The 25,243-nt window shown below is 71.7% G+C and carries 24 protein-coding genes; 12 read left to right on the top strand and 12 right to left on the bottom strand.

Going from position 1 to position 25,243, the window contains the following annotated elements; all coding sequences use genetic code 11:
• Positions 1–4: 4 nt before the first annotated feature.
• From lipB to AB0C28_RS25140, 8 genes are all read left to right on the top strand, one after another.
• Complete coding sequence (gene lipB / locus AB0C28_RS25175) at positions 5–697, top strand: lipoyl(octanoyl) transferase LipB (protein WP_357851793.1); 693 nt, start codon at positions 5–7, stop codon at positions 695–697.
• A gap of 58 nt (positions 698–755) precedes the next feature.
• Positions 756–1,748: a hypothetical protein gene (locus AB0C28_RS25170; RefSeq protein ID WP_358077873.1), complete on the top strand. Its 993-nt coding sequence runs from the start codon at positions 756–758 to the stop codon at positions 1,746–1,748.
• Positions 1,749–1,829: 81 nt separating this feature from the next.
• Positions 1,830–2,759, top strand: coding sequence for a lipoyl synthase (gene lipA / locus AB0C28_RS25165; RefSeq protein WP_358077870.1), 930 nt, complete (start codon positions 1,830–1,832; stop codon positions 2,757–2,759).
• Positions 2,760–3,054: 295 nt separating this feature from the next.
• Positions 3,055–4,047, top strand: a complete 993-nt coding sequence (locus tag AB0C28_RS25160; RefSeq protein WP_358077867.1) for a helix-turn-helix domain-containing protein — start codon at positions 3,055–3,057, stop codon at positions 4,045–4,047.
• Positions 4,048–4,276: 229 nt separating this feature from the next.
• Positions 4,277–4,663, top strand: coding sequence for a VOC family protein (locus AB0C28_RS25155; RefSeq protein ID WP_357851782.1), 387 nt, complete (start codon positions 4,277–4,279; stop codon positions 4,661–4,663).
• A complete protein-coding gene (locus AB0C28_RS25150; protein ID WP_358077864.1) occupies positions 4,639–5,526 on the top strand; it encodes an alpha/beta fold hydrolase in 888 nt (295 codons plus the stop codon). Before AB0C28_RS25155 ends, AB0C28_RS25150 begins: the two co-directional genes overlap by 25 nt.
• A gap of 267 nt (positions 5,527–5,793) precedes the next feature.
• Entirely contained in the window at positions 5,794–6,474 is a 681-nt protein-coding gene (locus AB0C28_RS25145; RefSeq protein ID WP_357851776.1) for a DUF4191 domain-containing protein, read from the top strand.
• Positions 6,474–7,238, top strand: coding sequence for a class I SAM-dependent methyltransferase (locus tag AB0C28_RS25140; protein ID WP_358077861.1), 765 nt, complete (start codon positions 6,474–6,476; stop codon positions 7,236–7,238). Before AB0C28_RS25145 ends, AB0C28_RS25140 begins: the two co-directional genes overlap by 1 nt.
• On the opposite strand, the gene AB0C28_RS25135 is transcribed toward AB0C28_RS25140, so the two are convergent.
• The 3 genes from AB0C28_RS25135 to AB0C28_RS25125 form a co-directional block, all read right to left on the bottom strand.
• Positions 7,219–8,157, bottom strand: coding sequence for a hypothetical protein (locus tag AB0C28_RS25135; protein WP_357851771.1), 939 nt, complete (start codon positions 8,155–8,157; stop codon positions 7,219–7,221). The genes AB0C28_RS25140 and AB0C28_RS25135 overlap by 20 nt on opposite strands.
• Entirely contained in the window at positions 8,154–8,765 is a 612-nt protein-coding gene (locus AB0C28_RS25130; RefSeq protein WP_358077858.1) for a TetR family transcriptional regulator, read from the bottom strand. Before AB0C28_RS25130 ends, AB0C28_RS25135 begins: the two co-directional genes overlap by 4 nt.
• Before the next feature lie 62 nt (positions 8,766–8,827).
• A complete protein-coding gene (locus AB0C28_RS25125) occupies positions 8,828–9,289 on the bottom strand; it encodes an RDD family protein (protein WP_357851764.1) in 462 nt (153 codons plus the stop codon).
• A 77-nt stretch (positions 9,290–9,366) separates the two neighbouring features.
• Between AB0C28_RS25125 and AB0C28_RS25120 the strand changes: the two genes are divergently transcribed.
• Positions 9,367–10,401 carry a hypothetical protein gene (locus tag AB0C28_RS25120; protein WP_358077855.1) on the top strand — a complete coding sequence of 345 codons (1,035 nt, stop codon included), beginning with the start codon at positions 9,367–9,369 and terminating at the stop codon, positions 10,399–10,401.
• Between the two features lie 94 nt (positions 10,402–10,495).
• On the top strand, positions 10,496–11,920 hold the full coding sequence (gene glnA / locus AB0C28_RS25115; protein ID WP_357851758.1) for a type I glutamate--ammonia ligase: 1,425 nt from the start codon (positions 10,496–10,498) through the stop codon (positions 11,918–11,920).
• 444 nt (positions 11,921–12,364) lie between these two features.
• Here glnA and AB0C28_RS25110 read toward each other — a convergent pair whose 3' ends face one another.
• Positions 12,365–13,606 carry an MFS transporter gene (locus AB0C28_RS25110; protein ID WP_358077852.1) on the bottom strand — a complete coding sequence of 414 codons (1,242 nt, stop codon included), beginning with the start codon at positions 13,604–13,606 and terminating at the stop codon, positions 12,365–12,367.
• A 72-nt stretch (positions 13,607–13,678) separates the two neighbouring features.
• Between AB0C28_RS25110 and AB0C28_RS25105 the strand changes: the two genes are divergently transcribed.
• Positions 13,679–14,521, top strand: a complete 843-nt coding sequence (locus AB0C28_RS25105; protein ID WP_358077849.1) for a LysR family transcriptional regulator — start codon at positions 13,679–13,681, stop codon at positions 14,519–14,521.
• A gap of 211 nt (positions 14,522–14,732) precedes the next feature.
• Here AB0C28_RS25105 and AB0C28_RS25100 read toward each other — a convergent pair whose 3' ends face one another.
• Genes AB0C28_RS25100 through AB0C28_RS25075 form a run of 6 tightly spaced genes read right to left on the bottom strand, consistent with a single transcriptional unit; the run spans position 14,733 to position 19,724 of the window.
• On the bottom strand, positions 14,733–15,260 hold the full coding sequence (locus AB0C28_RS25100) for a GNAT family N-acetyltransferase (protein ID WP_357851751.1): 528 nt from the start codon (positions 15,258–15,260) through the stop codon (positions 14,733–14,735).
• A 35-nt stretch (positions 15,261–15,295) separates the two neighbouring features.
• Positions 15,296–16,048, bottom strand: coding sequence for an amino acid ABC transporter ATP-binding protein (locus AB0C28_RS25095; protein WP_357852480.1), 753 nt, complete (start codon positions 16,046–16,048; stop codon positions 15,296–15,298).
• 11 nt (positions 16,049–16,059) lie between these two features.
• Positions 16,060–16,998 carry an amino acid ABC transporter permease gene (locus AB0C28_RS25090; protein ID WP_358077846.1) on the bottom strand — a complete coding sequence of 313 codons (939 nt, stop codon included), beginning with the start codon at positions 16,996–16,998 and terminating at the stop codon, positions 16,060–16,062.
• On the bottom strand, positions 16,995–17,987 hold the full coding sequence (locus AB0C28_RS25085) for an ABC transporter substrate-binding protein (RefSeq protein ID WP_358077843.1): 993 nt from the start codon (positions 17,985–17,987) through the stop codon (positions 16,995–16,997). Before AB0C28_RS25085 ends, AB0C28_RS25090 begins: the two co-directional genes overlap by 4 nt.
• Positions 17,980–18,792: a deaminated glutathione amidase gene (locus AB0C28_RS25080; RefSeq protein ID WP_357851743.1), complete on the bottom strand. Its 813-nt coding sequence runs from the start codon at positions 18,790–18,792 to the stop codon at positions 17,980–17,982. Before AB0C28_RS25080 ends, AB0C28_RS25085 begins: the two co-directional genes overlap by 8 nt.
• On the bottom strand, positions 18,789–19,724 hold the full coding sequence (locus tag AB0C28_RS25075) for a hypothetical protein (protein WP_357851740.1): 936 nt from the start codon (positions 19,722–19,724) through the stop codon (positions 18,789–18,791). The genes AB0C28_RS25080 and AB0C28_RS25075 overlap by 4 nt, the downstream gene beginning before the upstream one ends.
• Positions 19,725–19,836: 112 nt before the next feature.
• On the opposite strand from AB0C28_RS25075, the gene AB0C28_RS25070 reads away from it, so the two are divergent.
• Positions 19,837–21,192 (top strand): PLP-dependent aminotransferase family protein, encoded by a 1,356-nt coding sequence (locus tag AB0C28_RS25070; protein WP_357851737.1) that lies wholly within the window; start codon positions 19,837–19,839, stop codon positions 21,190–21,192.
• 9 nt (positions 21,193–21,201) lie between these two features.
• Here the strand turns inward: AB0C28_RS25070 and AB0C28_RS25065 are convergent, their stop codons facing one another.
• A complete protein-coding gene (locus tag AB0C28_RS25065; RefSeq protein ID WP_358077841.1) occupies positions 21,202–22,227 on the bottom strand; it encodes a hypothetical protein in 1,026 nt (341 codons plus the stop codon).
• 39 nt (positions 22,228–22,266) lie between these two features.
• Positions 22,267–25,233, bottom strand: coding sequence for a bifunctional [glutamine synthetase] adenylyltransferase/[glutamine synthetase]-adenylyl-L-tyrosine phosphorylase (locus AB0C28_RS25060; RefSeq protein WP_358077839.1), 2,967 nt, complete (start codon positions 25,231–25,233; stop codon positions 22,267–22,269).
• Between the last annotated feature and the right edge of the window lie 10 nt (positions 25,234–25,243).

Raw genomic sequence — 25,243 nt, 5'->3', positions numbered from 1 at the left:
GCTCATGCGCCCCATCCAAGGGGACGATCCCCACGCACTCGCCATCGTCCGACTCGGTGTCGACGTTCCCTACGAGCAGGCCTGGTCGCTGCAGCGCTGGGTGCACGGCAAGCGGGCCGCAGGTGAGCTGACCGACACCGTCCTCATCCTGGAGCACGCGCCCGTCTACACCGCGGGCAAGCGCACCGCCCCGCACGAGCGGCCCTCCGACGGCACGCCCGTCGTCGACGTCGACCGGGGCGGGCGCCTGACCTGGCACGGTCCCGGGCAGCTCGTCGCCTACCCGATCGTCGCCATCACCGACGTGGTCGCGTACGCCTGCGCCCTTGAGGAGACGATGATCCAGGTGTGCGCCGACTTCGGCGTCACGGCCCGGCGGATCCGTGGCCGCGGCGGCGTCTGGGCGGCCGGCGACCCGGTGCTGGGGCTGCCCGACCGCCAGCTCGGCGCGGTGGGGCTGCGTGTCTCGCGGGGGGTGACCATGCACGGGTTCGCGCTCAACTGTGCCAACGACCCGCGCTGGTTCAACCGCATCACGCCGTGCGGCATCCAAGGCGTCGGCGTCTCCTCGCTGTCGGCCGAGACGGGCCGGCGCATCGTGGTCGAGGAGGTCATCCCGATCGCGGAGAAGCGGCTGGCGGAGGCGCTCGGCAGGGAGCCGTTCGACCTGCACGAGGAGGACCTGCTGCGCAGGTGACCGAATCGGCACCTGACCGCTGCGGAAACAGGACCGTCCCCGGCTTACCATCGCGCCTGTGAAGCGCGTCCTCGCTCTCGTTCTCGCGCTCGTGGTGCACCTGCTGACGCTGGGGTTCGTCGCGCTGGGCGCGGTGGCCATCGCGAGGGCGCCCGGCTTCATCTGGTCGTGGCTCTTCGGCGGCGCCTGCCTGGCGATCGGCTGGGCGCTGCGGCCGCGCCTGGGCGCGCTGCCCGCCGACGCCGAGGTGCTCGACCGCGAGCAGGCCGCGCAGGTGTACGCGGTCGCGGACCGCGTGGCCGGGCGGATCGGGGTCCCGCGGCCCAGGAAGGTGGCGGTCAGGGACCTGGCCACGAGCACCGCCTACGACCGCGTCGGGCTGGCGCGCACCCCCGTCCTCGTCATCGGGCTGCCGCTGTGGCTGGCACTGCCGCCCAAGCAGCGGGTGGCGCTGCTCGCGGCGGCGTACGCGCGGCTGCCGACGGGCGGCGAGCGGGTGGTGAGCGAGGCGCTGGCCACGCTGGAGTCCTGGCGGGACGCGCTGCTGGGGTCGTCGGGGCCGCTGCGGGTCAGGGACGAGGCGCAGACGAAGATCGCGGCCTCGTCGCTGGGCGCCATGGACCATCCCGGTACCACGTACGAGGCGGCGGGCGCGTTCGGCCGCCTGATCGGGCGGGTGCTCGGCGGCCCGGTGCTGCTGATCCGGTACGCGCTGACCCGCCTGGTCCAGGCCGGCGCGGCCCGTACGCTGGTCAGGCAGCGGGCGCTGGCCCTGCGCGTCGCCTCCGAGCGGGAGCTGGCCGAGCTGGAGGAACTGGCGGCGGGCGCCGGCTACCTGGCGCCCATGCAGGCGGCGGCGCTGCGCGGCGAGAGCGTGACGTCGATCAGGCAGAGCGCGCTGGCCAGGTTCCTGCTCACCGACGACGGCGTGCTCGACTCTCCCCCGCACTCCGAGCTGCTCGGCACCCGTGACTCGGAGCGGATCGACGAGGAGCTGCTGGCCCACTACACCCGGGCGATCCGCGGCTTCGGCCTCATCGGTTCTCCGTGAGCCTGGCCGGGAAAGGTCCGATGAGGGGGTGTTTCCCGACCCTGGATCCGGCCGCCGCCGCAGGAGACGTAAGCTGTGAATGTGACCGTTGCCCCTGAAGGCCGAAAGCTCCTCCGTCTGGAGGTGCGTAACGCCGAAACCCCTATCGAGCGCAAGCCCCCGTGGATCAAGACCAAGCTGAAGACGGGCCCCGAATACACCGAGCTGAAATCGCTCGTGCGCCGGGAGGGCCTGCACACGGTCTGTGAAGAGGCGGGCTGTCCCAATATCTACGAGTGCTGGGAAGACCGCGAGGCGACCTTCCTCATCGGCGGCGACCAGTGCACCCGCCGCTGCGACTTCTGCCAGATCGACACGGGCAAGCCGAAGGAATACGACCGCGACGAGCCGCGCCGGGTGGCCGAGTCCGTCCAGCAGATGGGCCTGAAGTACGCGACCGTGACCGGCGTGGCCCGCGACGACCTGCCCGACGGCGGCGCCTGGCTCTACGCCGAGACCGCGCGCCAGATCCACGCGCTGCTGCCCGGCTGCGGCGTCGAGCTACTGGTGCCCGACTTCAACGGCAACCGCGACCAGCTGGAGGAGGTCTTCTCCAGCAAGCCCGAGGTGTTCGCGCACAACGTCGAGACCGTGCCGCGGATCTTCAAGCGCATCCGGCCCGCGTTCCGCTACGAGCGCTCGCTCGGTGTGATCACCACGGCCCGCGAGGCCGGGCTGGTCACCAAGTCCAACCTGATCCTGGGCATGGGCGAGACGCGCGAAGAGGTCTCCGGGGCCATGCGCGACCTCCACGACGCCGGCACCGACCTGCTGACGATCACGCAATACCTGCGGCCGACGCCGCGCCACCACCCGGTGGAGCGGTGGGTCAAGCCGGAGGAGTTCGTCGAGCTGCAGGCCGAGGCCGAGGCCATCGGGTTCGCCGGGGTCCTGTCCGGGCCGCTGGTGCGCTCGTCGTACCGGGCCGGGCGGCTCTACCAGCAGGCCATCGCGGCCCGCCAGACCGCCTGACCGCACCACCGAGCAGCCCCGGGGCCCACTCCCCGGGGCTTCTTCGTGCCCGCGCCTTCACGGGCTTTCCTGCGTAAGGCGCGCGTGCCGGAGGATCGCGCGGCCGGGCGGCCGGCGTCCCGCTATGTCGCGGGCCTCGTGAGGGAGCGGCCGGCGTCCTGCTATGTCGCGGGCCTCGTGAGAGGGCGGCCGGCGTCCTGCTATGTCGCGGGCCTCGTGAGAGGGCGGCGGGCCTGCCGGAGTGTCGGAGTGCGTCGTTAGCATGGGCAGCCCAGCCGATGGAGGGCGCCCCGCGATGGCCGTTCTGATCCGCACGAGTGACCTGCCGCGAGCGCGTCGCCACGACGCCTGGCGCAGCGTCGTCTGTGACACGCTCGGCCCGCTCGACCTGCGCATCGACGCCGAGGCGCCGCTCCGGGGCGAGATCGGGTTCGGCCGGCTCGGCGCCGTGGGTGTCGGCCGGATCCACACCTCCACCCCGCACAGCGTCCACCGCACGCCGAGCCTGATCCGCCGCGACAACCCCGACCACTACCGGGTGGTGCTCGCCCTCGACGGCAGCCCGCGCCTTGAGCAGGACGGCCGCCGTACGGTGCTCCAGCGGGGCGAGTTCGCGATCTACGACTTCACCCGCCCCTACGAGCTGGGCTACGACTCGGAGGTGCGGCTGGCGGTGTTCAGCTTCCCGCGCGACCGGCTCGCCTTGCCGATCGACGCGGTGGCCGAGCTCGCCGCGCTGCCGATCGGGGCCGAGACGGGCGCCGCCGCGCTGGCCGTGCCGCTGCTGCGCCGGGTGGCGCTCGACCACGAGACCTACCGCGATGCCAGCGCGGCGCGGCTGTCGACCGTGGTGACGGACGTCGTCGCCGCGGCCGTCGCCGAGCGCCTCGATCAGGAGCGCGCCCGGCCGGTCGAGCTGCCCGACGACTTCCGGCAGCGCACGCTGCTGCTGCGCGTGCGTGCCTTCATCGAGCAGCGCCTGGGCGAGAGCGACCTCGATCCGGCGGTGATCGCGGCCGCGCACCACATCTCGGTGCGCTACCTGCACCGGCTGTTCGAGTCGGAGGACACGACGGTGGCCGCGTGGATCCGGCAGCGCCGGCTCGAACGCTGCCGGGCCGACCTGATGGCGGGCGGTACCCAGTCCGTCAGTGCTGTGGGGGCTCGGTGGGGGTTACCGGATTCGGCGCATTTCAGCAGGTTGTTCCGGCGCGCGTACGGGATGCCGCCCGCGGAGTTCCGGCGCGCGCACGCGATGAGCCACGAGCCCGCCACCGCGCTGCGCTGAACCCGCGCACCAAGCTCGTCCACCCGAGGCGTGCGCCCAGCCCGACCCACGAGCCCGACTCGTGCGCCCGGTCTGCCCGCTCGATGACGTCGCGCTGTTGATCCCGCCCGCCCGGACGGGCGGCGGGTTCGTGCGCTGAACGTCAATTCGCCTGGCGCTCAGGTGCAAGACCGGCCGGGGGCGTGCCCAGCAGACTGGAGGCGTTCCGCAGACGAGAAGGGATCCGGAGATGCAGCTCTTCGTCAACCTGCCGGTCAAGGACCTCGACCGGTCGAAGAAGTTCTTCACCGAGCTGGGCTTCACCCTGTTCGGCATGGCCGACGACATGGCCTCGGTGGTCATCAGCGAGCAGACGCAGGTGATGCTGCTGGCCGAGCCGACGTTCGCCGCGTACACCACCAAGGAGGTCGCCGACGCGGGCAGCAGCACGGAGGCGATCCTGGTGCTGGGGATGGAGAACCCGGCGCAGGTGGACGAGCTGGTCGACAAGGCGCTGGCGGCCGGCGCCACCCCGGCCGGGGTGAAGCAGGAGGCGGGCTTCCGCTACCAGCGCGGCTTCGCCGACCTCGACGGTCACCACTGGGAGGCGCTGTGCCTGGTTCAGCCGGCCGGGTGACGTCGGCGGACGGCACCGTCATCGCGTACGACCGCCGTGGCGAGGGGCCGGCGGTGGTGCTGGTCCAGGGGGCGTTCGCGGACCGGCGGCATCCGCTGATGACCGCCATCGCGGACGGCCTGGCCCGATGGTTCACGGTGTACTCCTACGACCGGAGGGGGCGCGGGGACAGCGGCGACACGGCGCCGTACGCGGTGGAACGGGAGATCGAGGACCTCGCGGCGGTCATCGACGCGGCGAGCGCCGCGCCAGACCGAGCGGTGCACGATTCCGCGGGCGACTCCACGGGCGGGTCGGCCGGTAGGTCGGCGGGCGGGTCGGTCGGCGGGTCGGTCATGGTGTTCGGCGGGTCGTCGGGGGCGGCGCTGGCGCTTGAGGCGGCGGCGGTGAATCCGGCGATCGCCAAGCTGGCCGTGTGGGAGCCGCCGTACCACGTGGACGACGGCGCGCCCGCCCTCCCCCTCGACTTCGCCCGGCAGCTCGGCGCGCTGGTCGAGGCGGGCAGGCGCGGCGAGGCGGTGGAGCGGTTCATGGTGGAGGCGGCCGAGGTGGCGCCGGCCGACGTGACCGCGATGCGCTCGCACCCGTTCTGGGAGGAGGCCGAGGCCATGGCCCGCACGCTGGTCTACGAGGCCGCGGTGCTGGGTCCCGGCAACGCGCTGCCGGCCGGGCGGCTGTCCGGGATCAGGCGGCCCACGCTCGTGCTCAACGGGGCGCTGAGCCCGCCCTGGATGGCGAACGCGGGCCTGGCGGTGGCGGAGGTGATCCCGGGCGCCGTGCGGCGGGTGCTGGAGGGCCAGGCGCACGACGTGGCTCCTGAGGCGCTGGTGCCGGAGGTGCTGGAGTTCTTCGTGGCGGCATGACGGGTGGTGACGCGGGCTCATCGACGCCGCGACGCGATCCGTCGAGCGCTGGATGCGGGCTCATCGACGCCGCGACGCGGCCCGTCGAGCGCGAGACGCGGGCCCATGGACGGCCCGGCGCGGCGTCCGGCTCAAGCTCAGGGTCAGGCTAATCGCGAGCCGACAGCGAACGGCGGCGGTCAGCAATGGTGAAGATGTAATCACAACGGGCAAAACGGCCGGGCCGCGTTTTCCCTCCTGCACCAGTTGGTTTGTATCCTTCTGAGCATGGCAAAGTCCGAGGATCCAGAGAAGCCGGGGCGTCTCAAGCAGCTCCGCATGGTCGCGCAGATCATCAAGCAGGCCAATCCCAAGGGGATGCCGATCGTCTTCCTTTCGGCGGTGGGCACGCTGGCTGTGGTCGTCGTGATCGGCCTGGTCACGGACTACCTGTGGTATTCGGTGTTCATCGGCGTCCTGGCCGCGTTCACCGTCGGCCTGGTGGTGTTCGGGCAACTGGCGCAGAAGGCGCAATACTCGATCCTGCACGGCCAGACCGGCGCGGCGGCGGCCGTGCTGCAGGGCATGCGCGGCAACTGGCAGGTCACCCCGGCCATCGCGGTCAACCGTGACCAGGACATCGTCCACCTCGTGATCGGCTATCCCGGTGTGGTGCTGGTGAGCGAGGGGCCGGGCAACCGGGTGGCGAAGATGCTCACGGCCGAGAAGAAGCGCATCTCGCGGGTGGCGCTGGGCATCGAGATCTACGACATCCAGTGCGGTGACGGCGACGGGCAGGTGCCGCTCGGCAAGCTGCAGCGCCACATCATGAAGCTGCCGCGTAACCTGAAGAAGCCCTCGGTCAACGAGGTGAAGGACCGGCTGCGTTCGCTGCCGCGCAACATGCCGATGCCGAAGGGTCCGATGCCCAAGGGCGCCCGCATGCCGCGCGGCCCCAAGATGCGCTAGTGCTGTCGTCCTCCTCGCGGGCCAACCGCGGCTGGTGGGACGGCAACGCCGACGACTACCAGGTCGAGCACGGCGGTTTCCTGCGTGACAGCGGCTTCGTCTGGGGTCCTGAGGGCCTCGACGAGGCCGCCGCGCGCCTGCTCGGCGAGGTGCGCGGGCGGCGGGTGCTGGAGATCGGCTGCGGCGCGGCGCAGTGCGCGCGGTGGCTGGTGTCGCAGGGGGCGCGGGTGGCGGCGTTCGACATCTCCCACCGCCAGCTGCGCCACTCCCAGCGTCTCGACGACGCGACCGGCCTGCGGGTTCCGGTGGTGCAGGCCGACGCCGAGTCGCTGCCGTTCGGGCCGGCGAGCTTCGACGTGGCCTGTTCCGCGTACGGCGCGCTGCCGTTCGTGGCCGATCCGCTGGCCGTCTTCCGCGAGGTGCGCAGGGTGCTGCGGCCGGGTGGCCGGTTCGTGTTCTCGGTGAGCCATCCGATCCGGTGGGCCTTCCCCGACGATCCAGGGCCGGGCGGGCTGACCTCCGACCGTTCCTACTTCGACCGCAGCCCGTACGAGGAGCGCGACGAGCGCGGCACGCTGACCTACGTCGAGCACCATCGCACGATGGGCGACTGGGTGGGGCTGCTGGCGGCGTCGGGCTTGACGATCATCGGGCTGCTGGAGCCCGAGTGGCCCGAGGACCATGAGGGGGTGTGGGGCGGGTGGAGCCCGCTGCGCGGCCGCCACCTGCCCGGCACGGCCATCTTCAGCTGCGCGAATATCTAGCGGCCATGGTGCCGAAGACCTTCTTCGGGCTCCAGGCGCCGTCGTCGTCGAGTTTGATCACGCCGTACGAGCCGAGGTCGGCCGGGCCGGTGCGGTTGTAGGCGGCGAACGTGAACCACAGGGCGGTCTCGACACCCTCTCGCTCGAAGACGTCCATCAGCTCGGTGAAGTAGCGGACCTGCTCGTCCTCGTCGCGCACGGCGCCGTCGGGCACCGCCCACGCCACGCCGCCCCGCTCGCCCGCGCCCCGGTAGGCGCAGGTGCCGAACTCGGTGACGGCGACCGGCTTGCCGTGCTTGAACTGGGCGCGCAGCTCGTCGGCGAAGTCGTGCGCGTTGTGCGCGGCGCGATAGGCGTCCACGCCGACGATGTCGTACGGGGCCCAGTCGATGGGCTCCCACGGGCCGGAGGCGTAGCTCAGCCGCCCCCCGAACAGCGGCCGCACGCTCTCGGCCACCCGCTCCATGTAGCCGCTGAAGCGCGGCATGACCTGCATGAGCGTGGTCCACCACGCCACGTCGCCCGTGACCATCGCCTGGAGCCGGTCGCGGTAGCCCGCGCCCTCGATGAACCCCTGGCAGAACGCGGTGAGCTCGCAGCCGGTGACCAGCACGACCTCGGCGCCGGAGCGGCGCAGGGCCTCGGCGCGTCCGGCGGAGTCGGTGAAGACGGCCAGCGCCTCGTCCTCGGTGAGGTCCACGGGGAACGGGGCGAACCAGACCTCCATCCCTTCGGCGGCGGCGTGCTCGGCGGCCACGGTGATGCGCGCGGGGTCGGCGCCGGAGATCCTGACGGTGTCGCAGTGGAGCTCGGTGGCGATCAGCCGCATCTCGCGGGCGACGGTGCCGGGGTCGAAGACCTTGCGGGAGTTGTCCTCCCCCGGCAGGATCCCGACGTCATAGTTGATCCCCTTTTTCATGATTTATCTCCCTTTAGCGTCGCGAAACCGTACTCAAGGAGGTCGAAGGCCAGCTCGACCTCCTCGCCGAGCAGCCGTCCGGCCTCCTCCGGCGACACGCCCGTGGAAAGCCGGTGGAAGAACGCCTCCTGCAGCGTGGTGATGGCGGCGGTGATCTGCGCGGCCATGAGCCGGGGCGCGAGCCCTCGCTCCGGCAGCGCCTCGGCGAGTGCGCAGGCCAGTTCCTCGCGCTGGCCCATGTGCGCCTGTTGGACCCCGGCGAGCAGCGCGGGGCTGGCCGAGATCACCCGGATCCGGGTGAGCAGCCCCCCGACGTCGATCTCATCCCGGCCCATCCGCCGGTAATGCTCGCGCAGGGCCTGGAGCGGCGTACGCTCGCCCCGCCCGGCCACGATCGCGGCCGTGTCCTCCTTGACGCCGTCGAGCACCAGGGAGTCCTTGGACGGGAAGTACGCGAACAGCGTGACCTTGGCCACCCCCGCCGCCTCGGCGACCTCGTTGACGGTCACGGCGTCGTAGCCGCGCTCGTCGAACAGCCGTAGCGCCACCTCGGCGATCCGCCGCCTGGTCTGCTCCTTCTTCCGCTCCCTGAGCCCTGACATCATCATGCGGACAGCCTAAACCATACCGGGTACATTTATGAACCCGGTATGGTTTTTCTGTCAGCAGGTCACATGCGGACGACCATCGTGTTGGACACCCGATCGTGCACCCCGCGGTGGTCGCGGTCCCAGATCAGCGCGGGCACGGCCAGGCAGAGCAGCACCGTACGCACGAGCACGGGCAGCAGCCGCGGGTCGCCGCCGTCCATCGCGGCGACCCTGATGCCCATCAGCCGGTGGCCGAACGTCTGCCCCATGAACGCGATGAGCAGCAGGTATTGCACCGCGAAGACGGTCACCGGCGCCCACGGCGACTCGGCCGGGTTGATCCTGAGCAGCAGCTGCACGACCACCCACGTACAGATCATCCAGTCGATGACGAGCGCGCCGATGCGGCGCCCCCAGCCCGCCACCGATCCGCTGCCCTCCTGGGGCAGCCCCAGGCGCTCTCCCGGGTATCCGAGATCGACTCCGGCGGCGCGCACACCGCCCAGCCAGGTCTGCGTCCACCGAGGCTCGTTGCTGCTCATGACCTCAACGGTATCCGCCCGGGAGGCCGGTCGGAATTGTGACCCGACCGCGTCACAGCCACGCCAGAATATTCGCCATGCCACACGGGGATGATCTTGACCAGCGCTTCAACGAGCTGGTCTCGCAGATGGACGCCGGCGAACAGCGCCGGATGCGCTCGTCGGCCAAGAAGGGCGCCAGGAGCGCCTCGAACGAGGGCAAGGAGCACTTACCCGGCGGGCCGGGCCGGCGCCGCGACGCCGGCCGCCCCGGCTGGGAAACGCCGCCGCCGCGGCCACGGCGCAGGGCCGGGCGGGCCTGGCTGGCGGGCGCCGGCATCTCGATCGTGCTGGCCGCCGCCGCCGTTCTGGTCACGATGCGACCCGACCTGTTCCGGCCTTCTGGCCCGCTGCCCGGCGACCCGTTCGAGCTGGAGACCGTGGACGTGGCGCACCCGTTCGCCGGGTCGCCCGCGGAGAAGTACGCCGACGGGATCGCCGGGTTCACGCTGCCCGAGGCCAAGGCGCTCGGCGGGCTGACGAAGAAGGACGTCGCCGCGGGGCTCGAACGCACGCGTGAGCTGCTGGCCGCGGCCTACCTCGACAAGAAGACCGTGCTGGGCGGCAAGCCGGAGGCCTTCGCCAAGCTGCTGCACCGCGACCAGCGCGGCTGGTTCCGCAAGAACCTGGCGGACAAGGAATATGCCACCCGCTACATGGTGCACAGCTTCGCCCCCGGCAGCGTCGAGCTCACCACCGACGTGATCAAGGTGAACGGCCGGGCCACCCTGGGCACGTTCAAGGAGAAGAACCTGCGCGGGGTGAGCGTCAAGCTCAACTACCTCGCCGTCTACGCGGTGCACCGCCCCGGCCGGGCGCTCACCATGATGCGGGTCGTCGCGCACGAGACCGGCGAGATCCAGCTGTTCCGCCAGGACGGCCGGCTCGTCACCTGGGTGGAGGATCTGGGTGCCAGTGTCACTCCGGCGCGCTGCGACACGGAGGACGGTTTCGTCCATCCCTTTTTCGACGACTCCCCGCCCGACAAGGTCAAGGCCACGGGGAAGCCTCAAGACCCGTACGCGCTGGACCAGCCGCAATCGGACGACTGCACGACGACGGAGGCCACATGACGTCGCGTAACACGTGCGAAACAATCGAGACACCATACGGAAACGGCCACGCCCTAGCGTCGGCATGATGGCCAGTCCCCAGGGAGGTTCGAGAGTGTTCAACTCCGCCGACGACGTCCTGAAGTTCATCAGTGACGAAGGGGTGCAGTTCGTCGATGTCAGGTTCACCGACCTGCCGGGGACGACGCACCACTTCACCTTCCCGGTAGAGAACTTCAGCGCGAGCGTCTTCACCGACGGACTCATGTTCGACGGCTCGTCGATCCGCGGATTCCAGGCGATCCACGAGTCCGACATGCTTCTGCTGCCCGACCCGACGAGCGCCGTGGTCGATCCGTTCCGTCAGCACAAGACGCTCAACATCAACTTCTTCGTGCACGACCCGCTGACCGGCGAGGCCTACAGCCGCGACCCGCGCAACGTCGCCCGCAAGGCCGAGGCCTACCTCAAGGGCACGGGCATCGCCGACACGGTCTACTTCGGCCCTGAGGCCGAGTTCTACATCTTCGACGACGTGCGCTTCGAGACGAAGCAGAACGCCGGCTATTACTACATCGACTCCATCGAGGGCGCCTGGAACACCGGCAAGGCGACCGAGGGCGGCAACCTGGGCTACAAGCCGCGCTACAAGGGCGGCTACTTCCCGGTCCCGCCGATGGACCACTTCACCGACCTGCGCTCGGAGATGGTGCGCAACCTCATCGAGGCCGGCATCGAGGTCGAGATGCAGCACCACGAGGTCGGCACGGCCGGGCAGGCCGAGATCGACTTCAAGTTCGGCACACTGCTCAAGACCGCCGACAACCTGATGCTGTACAAGTACGTCATCAAGAGCACGGCGCTCGAATACGGCCACACGGTCACGTTCATGCCCAAGCCGATCTTCGGTGACAACGGCTCCGGCATGCACTGCCACCAGTCGCTGTGGAAGGACGGCTCGCCGCTCTTCTACGACGAGGTCGGCTACGCGGGCCTGTCCGACACGGCCCGCTACTACATCGGCGGCCTGCTCAAGCACGCCCCGTCGCTGCTGGCCTTCACCAACCCGACGGTCAACAGCTACCACCGCCTGGTCCCCGGCTACGAGGCCCCGGTCAACCTGGTCTACTCCCAGCGCAACCGCTCGGCGTGCGTCCGCATCCCGATCACGGGCTCCAACCCGAAGGCCAAGCGCATCGAGTTCCGCGTCCCGGACCCGTCGTGCAACCCGTACTTCGCCTTCTCGGCGATGCTGATGGCCGGCATCGACGGAATCCGCAACAAGATCGAGCCGCCGGAGCCGGTCGACAAGGACCTCTACGAGCTTCCGCCGGAGGAGGCCCGCCAGGTCCCGCAGGTCCCGGGCTCGCTCACCGACGTGCTCAACGCGCTTGAGGCCGACCACGACTATCTCCTTGAGGGTGGCGTGTTCACGCCCGACCTGATCGAGACGTGGATCGCGTACAAGCGGGAGAACGAGGTCGACCCGATCCGGCTGCGCCCGCACCCGCACGAGTTCGAGCTCTACTACGACGTGTGACAGCGGGTTTCCCGGCCTCGGCGATTTCCGTGAAATGGCGCTGAGCTGGGAGATCCTGTCGTCACCTGCCGCTGCTCCTCATTGCTGAGCGGCGTCGGCCGGAACAGAGGCGGAACAGAACGGCCCGGCACCGTGTATCGGTGCCGGGCCTTCTGCGCTGATGAGAGGGCCCGAGCGGGTGAGGTGCATCGCAAGGCCGACGGCACGTCGGTGGTGCTCCCCTGCGATGGTGTGCAGTTGCTTCCCCGTACCGGCTGGTGGGCGGCCTGGTGAGGGATTGCCAGGTGCCGCAGGCCGTCGTCGCCGCGGCCCGAGCCGAGGCGTCCGGGCTTCGGACCAGGCTCGCTGCCGCTACCGAGCCGGTCGTACTCGCAGGCTGGGAGTGGCTGAGGCGAGCTCGATGAGCCGGTCTCCCGACAGGGGCGATTGACCGCCTGGTGGGTGTCAGCCGGCCGCTGGCGTACGGGAGCGGGTGGACAGGGCGTACGCGGCGCAGGTCAGTGCCGTCAGGGCGGCCGCGACCAGCAGGGGACGTCCGACGACGCCCATGACCGCCACCCCCAGGGTGGCGCCGACCTGGCGGAAGGCGTTCAGCACGCCGCCCGCGGTGCCGGCCGTGCCGGGCGGCGCGCTGCCGATGATTCCGGTCATCAGGGCAGGCAGGACGAACGACAGGCCGAAGCCCATGACGACGAGCCATGGCGCCGGTGAACCGGTGAGCGCCGCTCCGGTCAGGCCGGCGGCGATGAGGACGAGGCCGACGAGAATGGGTGGGCGGGGACCGTAGCGGGCCACCAGCCGCCCGGTGAGCAGCGGGTTGACCGTCATGGGCAGCGTGAGTGGCAGGAACGCCAGCCCGGCCGCCATGGGGCTCAGGTGGCGAGTCTCCTGCAGCAGCAGCGTCAGGACGAACAGGGCGCCGGAGAAGGCGAAGTTCGCCACCGTGCCCGCCAGCAGTTGCGGCCAGGTGGCGGCGAGCAGGCCGCCGGGCAGAGCGGGGGCGTGGCTGCGCCGCTCCGCGAGCACCAGGACGGTGAGGACGGCGACGGCTGCCAGACCGGCCACGGGCGCGGCGTCGATGAGGGCCTCGGCGACCAGGCCCAGGAAGGCACAGGCGAGGACCTGGACCCGCCAGTCGATCAGCCGGTGGCCGCGCGGCGAGGCGGCCCCACGCATGGCGAGCAGGCTGATCAGCGCGATGGGCGGGTTGAGCAGGAAGACGGCACGCCAGCCGTACAGATCGACGAGGACCCCGCCGAGCAGCGGCCCGGCGGCGAGCGCGGTGCCGGTGATGGCGGCCCACAGGCCGGTGGCGCGGGCCCGGGCGGCGGGCTCCGGGAACATCTCGGCGAGCAGGCCGAGCGAGCCACCGGTACAGAGCGCGGCCGCCACTCCGAGCAGGGCACGCAGGCCGATCAGCGACCCCAGGTCCGGCGCGGCGGCGCTGAGCAGGGAGATCACCCCGAAGGTGGTCACACCGAGCTTGAAGATCCGCGCCGCGCCGTACCGGTCGGCGACCGCTCCACCAGCGAGCAGGCAGGCGGCGAAGGCGACGGTGTAGGCGTTCACCGCCCACTGCTGGCCGGCCAGCGAGCCGCCGAGCGAGGCGCGCAGGTCGGGCAGCGCGATCGTCAGGGCGGTGGTGTCGAGGATCACCAGGAAGTAGGCGAGGGAGAAACCGAACATGCCCCTCAGCCTGCTGAGATGTGGTGCGGCGGCTCAACAGGCACAGCCTGCGGGGGCGTTCGGGAAAGCCGTATGCTGAAGGCCGTGGATTTGCGGCAGTTGAGGGGTTTTGTGGCTGTTGCCGGGTCGGGGACCGTCACGGCGGCCGCCGACAGTCTGGGCCTGGCGCCGGCCTCGGTGTCGGAGCAGGTGCGCAGGCTGGAGGCCGGCCTCGGCGTCACGCTCTTCGAGCGCACGCCACGAGGCATGCGGCTGACCGAGGCGGGCAGCACGCTGCTGGCGCGGGCCCAGAGCCTGCTCGACCACGCCGACGAGGTACGCAGGGCCGTGACGGGCGCCCGCCGCCGCGTGCGGATCGGAGCCCTGGAGATGCTGGCCGCGGCCAAGCTCCCGACCGTGATCCGCCGCCTGTCGCGGCGCCGCCCCGATCTGGACGTGAGCGTCGAGTCGCTCACCAGGCAGCCTCTGCTCGACGCGGTGGCGGGCGGCCGGCTGGACGCGGCCCTCCTGCTGGACCTGGGCGACCAGGTCGGCGGGCTGGGGTTCGCCCGGCCCGCCGGGATGGACCACCTGGACGTGGGCGAGGTCCGGCTGTCGCTGGTCGCGGCGCCGGACGGCGACCGGGAGCCGCTGCTGGTGAGCCCGCAGGGGTGCTCGATCCGGCTGGCGGCCGACCAGTTGTTCGGCACGGGGGTGACGCGCAGGGAGCTGACCAGCATCGCCACCGCCCGCGAGTGGTCCAGGCAGGGGCTCGGGGCCGCGCTGCTGCCGGACTTCGCCCTGGGGACGGATGTGGAGTCGGGCGCGCTGGTGGAGCTCGACTTCGCCGCGCCCCCGCTGGCGTTGCGGCTGATCTGGCAGCGCGAGCGGGAGCCGTTCCTGCGCGATGTCCTGTACGCCCTCAGCGCCGCCTGAGCACGGCCGCGGGTTCTGGGAAGGCCGCCGCTGCTCTGCTGACCGCCCGGGCCTACGGCTCGCGGCTATCGGGGCTGATCCGGGTTGCCGGAAGGGGAGCGCGGTGGTCGGGGCGCAGAAGGGCGTGGAGCGGGAGCGGCTCTGGGCGGAGGAGGTCGCGCTCGTCCCGAGGTTCGCCGCGTTCGAGGCGGCCTCCGGCAGGCAGGTGCGGCTACGGGCGGCGCAGGCGGTAGAGCACGTGCGGGGACAACGGATGGTCCGCCGGGAGCAGGGGGTGGGCGAAGTCCTCGGCCGGGTCCCTGGTCAGGCCCAGGCGCCGCATCACGGCCTGGGAGCGCAGGTTGCTCACGGCCGTCATGGAGATGATCGCGTCGAGGCCGGCTTCTTCGAAGGCGTACCCGAGGGCCCGCCTGGCCGCCTCGGTCGCGTACCCCTGCCCCCACGCGGGCCGCGCCAGCCGCCAGCCGATCTCCATGGCGGGCAGGAACGGCGCGTCGAACGTCTGCAGGGCCAGCCCGGTGAAGCCGATGAACTCGCCGCTCGCGCGCACCTCCAGCGCCCACAGCGAGTAGCCGAGCCGGTCGAACTGGTCCTCGATCCGGTCCACCAGGACGTCGCTCTCCTGCCTGGTGAGCGGCGCGGGGAAGTGTTCCATGACCTCGAGGTCGGCGTTCATGGCCGCGAAGGGCTCCCTGTCCTCTTCGCGCCATCTGCGCATGATGAGGCGCTCTGTCTCCATCCGAGCTAGGGTACGCGGCCCAGGAACGATCCGAGCTAGAGTACGCGGCTCAGGAACGCCTGCGTCCGCGCACTGCTCGGGTTGTCCAGCACGTCGGCCGGCGTTCCCGACTCGACGACCACTCCCTCGTCCATGAAGACGACCCGGTCGGCCACCTCGCGCGCGAACCCGATCTCGTGGGTCACCACGATCATGGTCAGCCCGTCCTCGGCCAGGCCCTTCATGGTGGCCAGCACCTCGCCGACGAGCTCGGGGTCCAGGGCGCTGGTGGGCTCGTCGAAGAGCATGAGCTTGGGCCGCATCGCCAGCGCCCTGGCGATGGCCACCCGCTGCTGCTGCCCGCCGGACAGCTGGCGCGGGTAGCTGCCCGCCTTGTCCTCCAGGCCGACGCGGCGCAGCAGGGCGTGCGCGCGCTCGCGCACCTGCTCGCGCGGTTCGCCGCGGACGCCGACGGGCGCCTCGATGACGTTCTGCAGCACGGTCATGTGCGGGAAGAGGTTGAACTGCTGGAAGACCATGCCGATCTCCCCGCGCTGCCGGGTGATCTCCTTCTTGCGCAGGTGCCGGACCTTGCCGCCGGACGCCTGGAACCCGATCAGCTCACCGTCCACGTGGATGGCGCCGCCGTCGATGGTCTCCAGGTGGTTCACGCAGCGCAGGAACGTCGACTTGCCGGAGCCGGAAGGACCGAGGACGACCACGACCTCCCCGGCCTGGACGTCGAGGTCGATGCCCTTGAGCACTTCAAGGTGGCCGAAGTGCTTGCGCACGGCGCGGGCGTGCACCATGGGGACGCTGCTCACGAGGTCACCTCCGGGGTACGGCGCCGCCGGAAGGCCGCGAACGCCCAGAAGCCCTGCGGGGCGTTCCTGGTCGCGCCGCGGGCGTAGTGGCGCTCGATGAACGACTGGCCGACGTACAGGATCGAGGTGATCACCAGATACCAGACGCACGCCACGATCAGCAGCGGGATGGTCTGGAAGGTGCGGTTGTAGATGGACTGCACGGTGTAGAGCAGGTCGGCCAGCGCGATGACGCTGACCAGCGACGTGGCCTTCAGCATGCTGATGACCTGGCTGCCGGTCGGCGGGATGATGAAGCGCATCGCCTGGGGCAGCACGATCCTGCGGAAGGTGCGCGCGTCGCTCATGCCGAGCGCGGCGGCGGCCTCGCTCTGGCCGGGGTCCACCGACATGAGGCCGCCGCGGATGATCTCCGCCATGTACGCGCCCTCGTTGAGCCCGAGGCCGAGGATGGCCGCGAGCAGCGGGGTGATGAGCGCGTTGGTGTCGGCGGCGACGAACTCGGGGCCGAACGGGACACCGAAGGAGATCTCCGGCAGCAGGTACGACAGGTTGTACCAGAGCACGAGCTGCACCAGCACCGGCGTGCCCCGGAAGAACCAGACGTAGAGCCCGCACGCGCCGCGCGCCACCGGGTTCTCCGACAGCCGGCCGATGGCCAGCAGCACGCCCAGCACGACGCCCACGGCCATGGCGATCACGGTGAGCAGCAGCGTGGTGGCGATGCCCTGGCCGATGAGCTGCGCGTTGACGTAGCGGCCGACCACGTCCCACTGGAAGTTGGGGTTGGTGACCAGCAGGCTGACGAGCTGCGCGGCCAGCACGAGCAGCACGATCGAGGCGACCCAGCGCAGCGGGTGGCGGGTGCGCGCGGCGCCCGCGACGTCGATCTCGGGCAGGACGCTGACAACAGTCGTCTGGTCCGTGCGGGTCATGACGTGGCCAGGTTCACGCCGGCCTGGTCCAGCTTGTTGTCGGAGGTGCCCCACTTGTCCATGATCTTGTCGTACGTGCCGTTCTCGATGAGCTTCTGGAAGCCGTCCCTGAGCACGTCACGCAGCGGCGAGTCCTTGGCCACCACGGCCCCCTGGTAGAGGTCGTCGAACCCGTTGGCCTGCCCCTTGCCGGCCAGCTCCAGCTTTCCGCCGGCCTGGTCCACGAAGTAGGTGAGCGGCGCCTGGGAGGAGAAGAACGCGTCGGCCCGCCCCGAGCTGACCGCCAGCACCGAGGTCGGCTGGTCCTTGTACGACTGCACGGTGATCTTCGGCTTGCCTTGCTTCTCGCACGTGGCGGACTGGCTCTTGATCACGCTCTCGGCGGAGCCGCCGGCCATGACCGAGATCTTCAGCCCGCACGTGTCGGCGACCGAGCCGATCTTGTCCGGATTGCCGGCGGGCACGGCGAAGACGACGTACTCCTTGACCCAGTCGACGAAGTCGTTGGCCTTCTGCCGGTCACGGAAGTCGCCCACGGGGCCGATGGCGAAGTCGTAGCGGCCGGAGGCGATGCCGGTGAGCGAGCTGGGCAGGCCGTCCACGGTGACGTGCTCGATCTTGACGCCGAGCACCTGGCCGAGCGCCTCGGACATGTCGGCGGCGGCGCCGGTCAGCGACCTGCCGTCGGCCCCGGCGATCTCGTACGGCGGGAACGAGCCGTTGTTGACCGAGACCAGCTTGCCGGACTGCTTGATCTTGTCGGGCAGCCGATCGTGCAGGCTCTGGTCCTTGCTCTGGGCGGCGGCGGGACCGGCGGGCTCCTGGGAGTTCAGCACCCCCTCGGCCTCCTCCGGGTTGGCGCCGCATCCGGCCAGCGCGAGCACGGCCGCGGACACGGCGGCGGCCAGAGCGGTGGTGCCGCTCCTGCGGGCGGCACTCCCCTTGACGCGTCCTCGCACGGGACGCTGGGGCAGGTCGTGATCAGGCATGTCGCTCCAATCGCGGGTCCACGGCGAAGCGCCGGTTGTCGAGGACGGGCAGGGTGCGGCGGGCACCGGCGAGCTCGCCCGCGTCGGCGTCGGCCCAGAGCAGCCCCGGCGCGTCGCCCAGGCGGGCGCGGGTGATGCCGAGCGGGTCGACGATCATGCTGGCGCCGATGTTGCGCCGGCCGCACTCGCCGGAGGCGGCCACGTAGCAGGTGTTCTCCAGGGCGCGGGCGGTGACCATGACCTCCCAGTGCCATTCCTTGGCCGGGCCGCGCACCCACGCGGCGGGCAGCGCGAGCACCTGGGCGCCCTGGTCGGCCAGCAGCCGGGCCAGCTCGGGGAAGCGCACGTCGTAGCAGGTCATCAGGCCGACCTTCCAGCCGGCGCAGTCGATCACGACGGGCGCGTTCGCGCCGGGGACGACGTTGTCGGACTCGCGGCGGCCGAAGGCGTCGTACAGGTGCAGTTTCACGTACGTGGCGACGATCTCGCCGTCCCTGGCGGCGACGAGGACGTTCGACACCCGGCCGTCCGCCTCCGGCACGTGCACGCCGGCGATCACGGTGGTCGAGGAGCCGCGCGTGCGCTCGACCAGGCCCCTGACGAACGGCCCGTCCAGCGGCTGGGCGGCCTCGCGGATGCGGGCGGGCTCGTCCACGAAGAGGGAGAGCGCGCCCTCGGGCAGGACCAGCAGGTCGGCCCCGCCGGCCGCGGCCGCGTCGATGAGCTCGTGGCAGGTCTTGAGGTTGTCGTTCCAGTCCTCCGCGGAGGCGAACTGTCCGACGGCGATTCTCAGCTGGGTCTTCATGCGGCGAAAACCTCCTCGGCTTCGATCCGGCGGTGGGAGATCCCCTGGGCGTGCAGCTCCTCGCAGAAGGCGGCGACCATGGGGGCGTTCTGGGCGGCGTCGTACGGCATCCAGTCCCGGCCGAAGGTCTCGGCGGTGCCGGCGAGCTCGGCGAGCAGCCACGGCGTGGTGTCGGCGAGCAGCCGCCGGCGCAGCACCCAGTGCCGCTTGGAGCGCTCGAACAGCTCCGTCACGGCCTGCGGCAGCCACGGGTGGCGCTCGACGCTCTCGCGCTTGAGCGTCACCAGGTGGATGCCGGGCACGAAGCCGGTCCGCTGGTAGTAGGCCAGCTCGGCGGCGCGGTGGTCGGGCAGCAGGTGGCGGAAGCGGCTGCCGGGGGTGAAGAACTCCTCCGGCATGAACGGCGTCATGATCGCGTCGTAGTGGCCGTCCGCGAGCCCTTCTGCCAGGCCGTCCCCGGTCACGGAGACGTTGTCGGGGAACGGCACCGGCCCGATCCGGTCCTTGCCGGTCTCGCCCGCCACGAGGGGGCCGACCGTCCAGGTGATGCCGGCGAGATCGACGCCCGCCTCGCGCAGCAGCGCCCTGGTCCAGGTGTTGCCCGAGTCGGGCCAGCCGGTGAGGCCGATCCTGGCGCCCTTGAGCTCCTCCAGCGAGGTCAGCTCGCTGTCGCTCCGTACGAGGACGCACCGGTGCCGGAAGCCGCGCATCACGAAGACCGGCAGCCCCACGAGCCGGTCGTCGCCCGAGGCGCGGCCGAGCACGTACCGGCTGAAGGACGTCTCGCCCCCGTCGAGGCCGGGCTCCTGGAGCACGTCCGGCGTGACGGCGCGGGAGTCGAGGTCCAGCTCGAACCCTTCGGGCCGCACGGCCCCTGTCACGACCGGCACGAGATGGTCCCAGTCCCGCACGGCGAGGCGAATCTTCGCCACCAAATCCCCCAAACAGCCACGAATTGCGATTGATTTCCCGAAACAATATGTTCAGGGACGAAGCCACACAAGAAGATCTTTGTTGCTGAACAAAGATTTACAGGGGGACAAAGTGGACGTCGCTTGGCTGGCGCGGCAGATCGGCGACCCGAGCGCGCGCGGCATCGCCGCCGCGCTCACCGACCTGATCAGGGAGGGCACGGTGACGGCGCAGACCCGCCTGCCGACGGTCCGCGGCCTGGCCAGGGAGCTCGGCGTCAGCTCGGGAACGGTGGCCGAGGCCTGGTCGGAGCTGCGCCGCCACGGCATGATCCGCACCGACCGGCGGCGCGGCACGGTCGTGCTCGGCCCGCCCGACGTGCCCCGCCCGATCCGGTACGAGCGTCTCGGCCACTGGGGCGACCGCCTGGCCATCGATCTGACCATCGCCTCCCCCGACACGGCGCTGCTGCCGCCGCTGGAGGCCGCGCTGGCGGCGGCGGCCGGCGCGCAGGGCCTCAACGACTACGCCCGCGAGACGATCACGCCCCGCCTGCGCGCCGCCGTCGAGCCGGACTGGCCCTTCCCCGCGCGCGGCTGGCTGGCCGTCGGCGGCGGGTACGAGGGCGTCCAGCTGCTCTGCCAGACCACGGCCCTGCCGGGCGACCGGATCGCGATCGAGGAGCCCACCGGGGCCAGGCTCCTGGACATCCTGGAGCGGACCGGCGCGCAGATCATCCCGGTCGCCTGCGACGAGCACGGCCCGATCCCCGCCGCGCTGGCGCAGGCGCTGCGGGCCAGGCCGGTGGCGTTCGTCTACCAGCCGCGCGGCCAGTCGCCCTGCGGCCACGCGGTGACGCGGGAGCGCTCGGCGGAGCTGGCGGCGCTGCTGGAGCCGGCCAAGACGCTCATCGTCGAGGACGACGGGATGGGCGAGCTGTCGGTCTCGCCGATGGTGAGCCTGGGCGCCCGCTTCCCCGACCGTACGGTGCTGGTCCGCTCGTACTCCAAGTCGCACGGCCCCGACCTGCGCATCGCCGTCATCGGTGGGGCGGCGGACGCGGTGGAGCGGGTTCGCGTGCTGCGCAGCTTCGGCACCGGCTGGACCAGCAGGATCCTGCAGGACACGCTGGCCCACCTGCTCGGCGACGCGGACGTGCGCTCACGGGTGGCGCACGCCCGCGAGGTGTACGCGCGCCGCCGCGCCCGCCTGGCCGCCGAGCTGGCCGCACGCGGCGTCCGGACCGGCGGCGGGGACGGACTGGCGCTGTGGGTGCCGGTACGCGACGAACCGGCGGCCCTGGTCACGCTGGCCGCCCACGGGATCTCGGTCGCGCCGGGCAGCCGCTACGTGATCGGCCCCCCGCAACGCCACCACCTGCGGCTGGCCACGGCCCGGCTCACCGACGACCCGGACGATCTGTCCGCGCTGGCCGACGTGATCGCCCTGGCCGCCACGGGCGGCGACCGGGTCAGCCCGTCGCCATGAACGCCCGGCTCATGAGCGCTTGGTCTTGATCCCCGTGATGCGCCGGAACACATCCCACCAGAACGGCGCCCCGAACAGCAGCGCCACGTACGTCAGCAGGAACCCGGGCCAGTGGCTCGGCGTGCTGACCCGCTCCCACCAGACGGCGAAGTTCGCGTGCACGCTCGGGGCGCCCTCGGCCGGGATCGACACGCTGACCATCGCCTGCCCCACCAGCTTGACCAGGGCCGGCTCGCTGAGCACCTCGGTGACGCACGGCACCGGATCGCCCCCCTGACACTTCGCCTGCAACTGGTCGTACGCCTCAGGCCCGGCCACCGCCGTCACCGAGGCGCGGTAGGCGTTGTCGCGCAGCAGCGTCTTGGCGTACTCCAGCCCGTCCATGCTGAACAGCAGCGTCACCACGATGCCGAGCGCCGCCACCACCCACTTGACGTAGCGCTTGTACAGCATGGACAGCCGCTGCATCTCCCCGTCGAACCAGCTCTCCACGCCCTGCCTGAACCGGTCGAGGTCGCCCTGGGCACTCTCCCACACGCCCTTGAGGTGCCCGTACAGGGGGCTGTCGATCTTCCGCAGACCGTCCAGGAACTGCCGCATGTCGCCGTCTCCGGCGGCGGCCAGCTCCATGACGGCCATCGCGAAGCGCGCGGGCGGGATGTCGGCGATGCTGGTCTTGCCGCGCTTGGCGTGGTCGATCTCGCGGACCCGCTCGTAGAGCAGGTTCATCATGGCGCGTCCGGTTCCGGCCTCGGGCACCTCCCCGGCCTTGGCCGGTGACGGGTCGCTGCTGTGCGTGGGGCGCGGGTCGCGCAGGAACGGCAGCACGCTGAACACGCCGGCCGCACCGGCCGGCAGCCACGACCCGGTCTTCTTGTCGGCGCCGTCCATGGTGTCCCTGAGGTAGGCCCACAGGAACTTGCTGCGGATGGCGAACACCCGCACGAAAGCCTCGTTGAGCCCGCTCACCAGCAGTGACAGCAGCAGGAACGCCACCACCAGCCCGAGGGCAAGGTCCACATATACGGATAACACCGCGCATTCATACACCCACGCGGCGTGGTGCCGCAATGCTCAGGCGCCGTAGAACACCCTGTCCACGACCTTCCTGGCCCGCCGCGTCACCCGGCGGTAGTCGTCGAGGAAGTCCTCGGAGCCGTCGGGCGGGTAGCCGAGCGCCTGGGCGATGCGCCTGCGCTCTCCCGAGTCGGCCGGCACGCTGTCGCCGGGGCGCCCCTTGACCAGCATGATCGCGTCACGTACGCGGGAGGCGAAGGTCCAGGCCTCGGCCAGCACCGTCTCGTCGGCCGGGTCGAGCAGTTCCTCCGCCACCGCCGCGCGCAGCGCCTCCAGCGTACGGGTGGTGCGCAGGGACGGCCGCGCGCCGGCGTGACACAGTTGCAGCAGCTGGGCCACCCATTCCACGTCGGACAGCCCGCCGGGGCCGAGCTTGGTGTGCAGCGCGGGGTCGGCGCCGCGCGGCAGGCGCTCGGCCTCCATCCGGGCCTTCAGCCGCCTGATCTCCCTGATCGCGTCGCCGCGCAGCCCGTCGCGGGGGTAACGCAGCTCGTCGATCATGGACATGAACTCCGCCCCCAGCCGCGCGTCACCCGCCGAGAACCTGGCCCGCAGCAGCGCCTGCGCCTCCCACGGCGACGACCAGCGCGCGTAGTAGGCGCGGTAGGAGGCCAGCGTGCGCACCAGCGGGCCCTGCCGGCCCTCGGGTCGCAGGTCGGGGTCGATGATCAGGGGCGGGTCGGGCGCGGGCAGCGACAGCAGCCGGCGCACCTCGTTGGCCACGGCGTGGGCGGCGTCGGTGGCCTCGCGCTCGTCCACGCCGGGCAGCGGCGAGTGCACGAACATGACGTCGGCGTCGCTGGCGTAGGAGCTCTCCATGCCGCCGAGCCGGCCCATGGCGATGATCGCGAACGAGGTGAGACCGGCCGCCCGGCCGAGGGCGGCGTCCAGTGCGGCCTGCAGCGTCACGTCGGCGATCTCCGAGAGCGCGCAGCCGACCGTCTCGATGTCGATGAGGCCGGAGATGTCGGCCACCGCCGTGCGGAACAGCTCCCTGCGGCGCAGCGCCCGCACCGCGGCGACGGCGGTCTCCGGGGCGCCCTCGTGCCGGGAGACCGCGGCCGACGCCTCGCCGAGCAGCGCCTCCTTGCCGCGTACGGCCAGCTCCTCGTCGGAGCCCAGGATCGCGACCGCCTCGGGCGCGTGCATGAGCAGGCCGGTGGCGTAGCGGCTGGTGCCGAGCACGCGGGCCATCCTGGCGGCCACGGCCGTCTCGTCGCGCAGCAGCCGCAGATACCACGGAGTGGTGCCGAGCTTGTCGCTGACCTGCCGGAACCCCAGCAGCGCGGCGTCCGGGTCGGGCGTGTCGGCGAACCAGCCGAGCATGACGGGCAGCAGCGTGCGCTGGATCGCGGCCCGCCTGGAGACCCCGGAGGCGAGACCGGCGATGTGGCGCAGCGCGCCGTTGGGATCGACGTAGCCGAGCGCCTCCAGCCGGGCCGCCGCCGCCGTGGTGGACAGCCGCGCCTCCGACTCCGGCAGCCGCGCCACGGCCTGCAGCAGCGGCCGGTAGAACAGCTTCTCGTGCAGCCGCCGCGCCTCCATCGCGTGCCGCCGCCACCGGGCCGTGAACTCCCCCACCGGGTCGGCCTGCATGCCGAGCGCCCGGCCGAGCCGGCGCAGGTCGTCGGTGTCGGTGGGCACGATGTGGGTGCGCCGCAGCCGGTGCAGCTGGAGCAGGTGCTCGACCTGGCGCAGGAACGTGTAAGCCTCCGCCAGCCCCTTGGAGTCCTCGCGCCCCACATAGCCGCCCCGCGACAGCGCGGCCAGCGCGGGAAGCGTGGCCCTGCGGCGCAGCAGCGGATCGAGCCTGCCGTGCACGAGCTGCAGCAGCTGCACCGCGAACTCGATGTCACGCAGCCCGCCGGGGCCCAGCTTGAGCTGGCGTTCGCCCTCGGCGCGCACGTGGGCCTCGACCCGGCGGCGCATCGCCTGCACGTCCTCGACGAAGTGCTCGCGGGTGGCCGCCGTCCACACCATCTCGTTGACCGCCTCGACGTAGGCGGCGCCCAGCTCCAGATCGCCCGCCACCGGCCGGGCCTTGAGCAGCGCCTGGAACTCCCAGGTCTTGGCCCAGCGCCGGTAGTAGGCGAGATGGCTGGCCAGCGTGCGCACCAGCGGCCCCGCTCGGCCCTCGGGGCGCAGCCCGGCGTCCACCTCCCACAGCGAGCCCTCGGGGGTGGTCGCGGTGCAGGCCCGCATCATCGCCTGGGCCAGGCGGGTGGCGGCACGCAGCGCCTTGGCCTCGTCGGCGCCTTCCTTCGGCTCGGCCACGAAGATCACGTCGACGTCGCTGATGTAGTTGAGCTCCCTGGCGCCGCACTTGCCCATGCCGACGACGGCGAGGCGGACGTCGTCGGTCTCGACCTCGGCCCGCGCGATGGCCAGCGCGGCCTCCAGGGCGGCGCCGGCCAGGTCGGACAGCTCGGAGGTGACCTCCGCCAGCGTCGCCTCGCCGGTGAGGTCGCGGGCGGCCAGGTGCGCCAGCCTGCCCCGGTACGCCACCCGCAACGCCACCAGCGCGTCCGCCGCCGAGGCCCGCGGCTCGCCCGCATCTGCGGCAGCTCCTTGGGGGGCGGCCGCTTCCCGGGTGCCTCCGTCCGGTACGGCGCCGACGGCGCGGAGCAGCTCGGGGCCGGGGCCGCCGAGTCGCGGCTCGGTCAGGAGCGCGACCTGGGCGGGGTGGCGTACGAGATGCTCGCCGAGCGCGGCGCTGACACCGAGCACGGCCAGCAGCCTGCGCCTGAGCCCTTCGTCGGCGCGCAGGGCGTCGAGCACGCCGGGGTCGCGCTCGGCGAGCCGGGTCAGGGAGGCCAGCGCCAGATCGGGATCGGCGACGTCCACCAGCTGGTCGAGGACGTCGTCGAGATCGACCGCGGACTGGCGGACGAGCTGGGCGGCCCTGGCGCCGTCGGCGAAGCCGAGCTTGGCGAGCCGCGCGGCGGTGGATTCGATCCTGGGCACCTCTCCATCT

Origin of the sequence: Nonomuraea sp. NPDC048892, from assembly GCF_040649735.1 — a bacterium.
In the GTDB taxonomy this organism is placed as follows: domain Bacteria; phylum Actinomycetota; class Actinomycetes; order Streptosporangiales; family Streptosporangiaceae; genus Nonomuraea; species Nonomuraea maheshkhaliensis.
The sequence above is the reverse complement of the archived record's forward strand: the minus strand, read 5'-3'. Positions and strand labels throughout refer to the sequence as shown.

Bases quoted from the DNA above. Each gene is read 5' to 3' on its own strand.
- lipB (WP_357851793.1), top strand. From the start codon at position 5: ATGCGCCCCATCCAAGGGGACGATCCCCACGCACTCGCCATCGTCCGA.
- AB0C28_RS25160 (WP_358077867.1), top strand. From the start codon at position 3,055: ATGGCCGTTCTGATCCGCACGAGTGACCTGCCGCGAGCGCGTCGCCAC.
- AB0C28_RS25155 (WP_357851782.1), top strand. From the start codon at position 4,277: ATGCAGCTCTTCGTCAACCTGCCGGTCAAGGACCTCGACCGGTCGAAG.
- AB0C28_RS25145 (WP_357851776.1), top strand. From the start codon at position 5,794: ATGGCAAAGTCCGAGGATCCAGAGAAGCCGGGGCGTCTCAAGCAGCTC.
- AB0C28_RS25135 (WP_357851771.1), bottom strand. From the start codon at position 8,157: ATGAAAAAGGGGATCAACTATGACGTCGGGATCCTGCCGGGGGAGGAC.
- AB0C28_RS25130 (WP_358077858.1), bottom strand. From the start codon at position 8,765: ATGATGATGTCAGGGCTCAGGGAGCGGAAGAAGGAGCAGACCAGGCGG.
- AB0C28_RS25125 (WP_357851764.1), bottom strand. From the start codon at position 9,289: ATGAGCAGCAACGAGCCTCGGTGGACGCAGACCTGGCTGGGCGGTGTG.
- AB0C28_RS25120 (WP_358077855.1), top strand. From the start codon at position 9,367: ATGCCACACGGGGATGATCTTGACCAGCGCTTCAACGAGCTGGTCTCG.
- AB0C28_RS25110 (WP_358077852.1), bottom strand. From the start codon at position 13,606: ATGTTCGGTTTCTCCCTCGCCTACTTCCTGGTGATCCTCGACACCACC.
- AB0C28_RS25105 (WP_358077849.1), top strand. From the start codon at position 13,679: ATGCTGAAGGCCGTGGATTTGCGGCAGTTGAGGGGTTTTGTGGCTGTT.
- AB0C28_RS25100 (WP_357851751.1), bottom strand. From the start codon at position 15,260: ATGGAGACAGAGCGCCTCATCATGCGCAGATGGCGCGAAGAGGACAGG.
- AB0C28_RS25095 (WP_357852480.1), bottom strand. From the start codon at position 16,048: ATGGTGCACGCCCGCGCCGTGCGCAAGCACTTCGGCCACCTTGAAGTG.
- AB0C28_RS25090 (WP_358077846.1), bottom strand. From the start codon at position 16,998: ATGACCCGCACGGACCAGACGACTGTTGTCAGCGTCCTGCCCGAGATC.
- AB0C28_RS25085 (WP_358077843.1), bottom strand. From the start codon at position 17,987: ATGCCTGATCACGACCTGCCCCAGCGTCCCGTGCGAGGACGCGTCAAG.
- AB0C28_RS25080 (WP_357851743.1), bottom strand. From the start codon at position 18,792: ATGAAGACCCAGCTGAGAATCGCCGTCGGACAGTTCGCCTCCGCGGAG.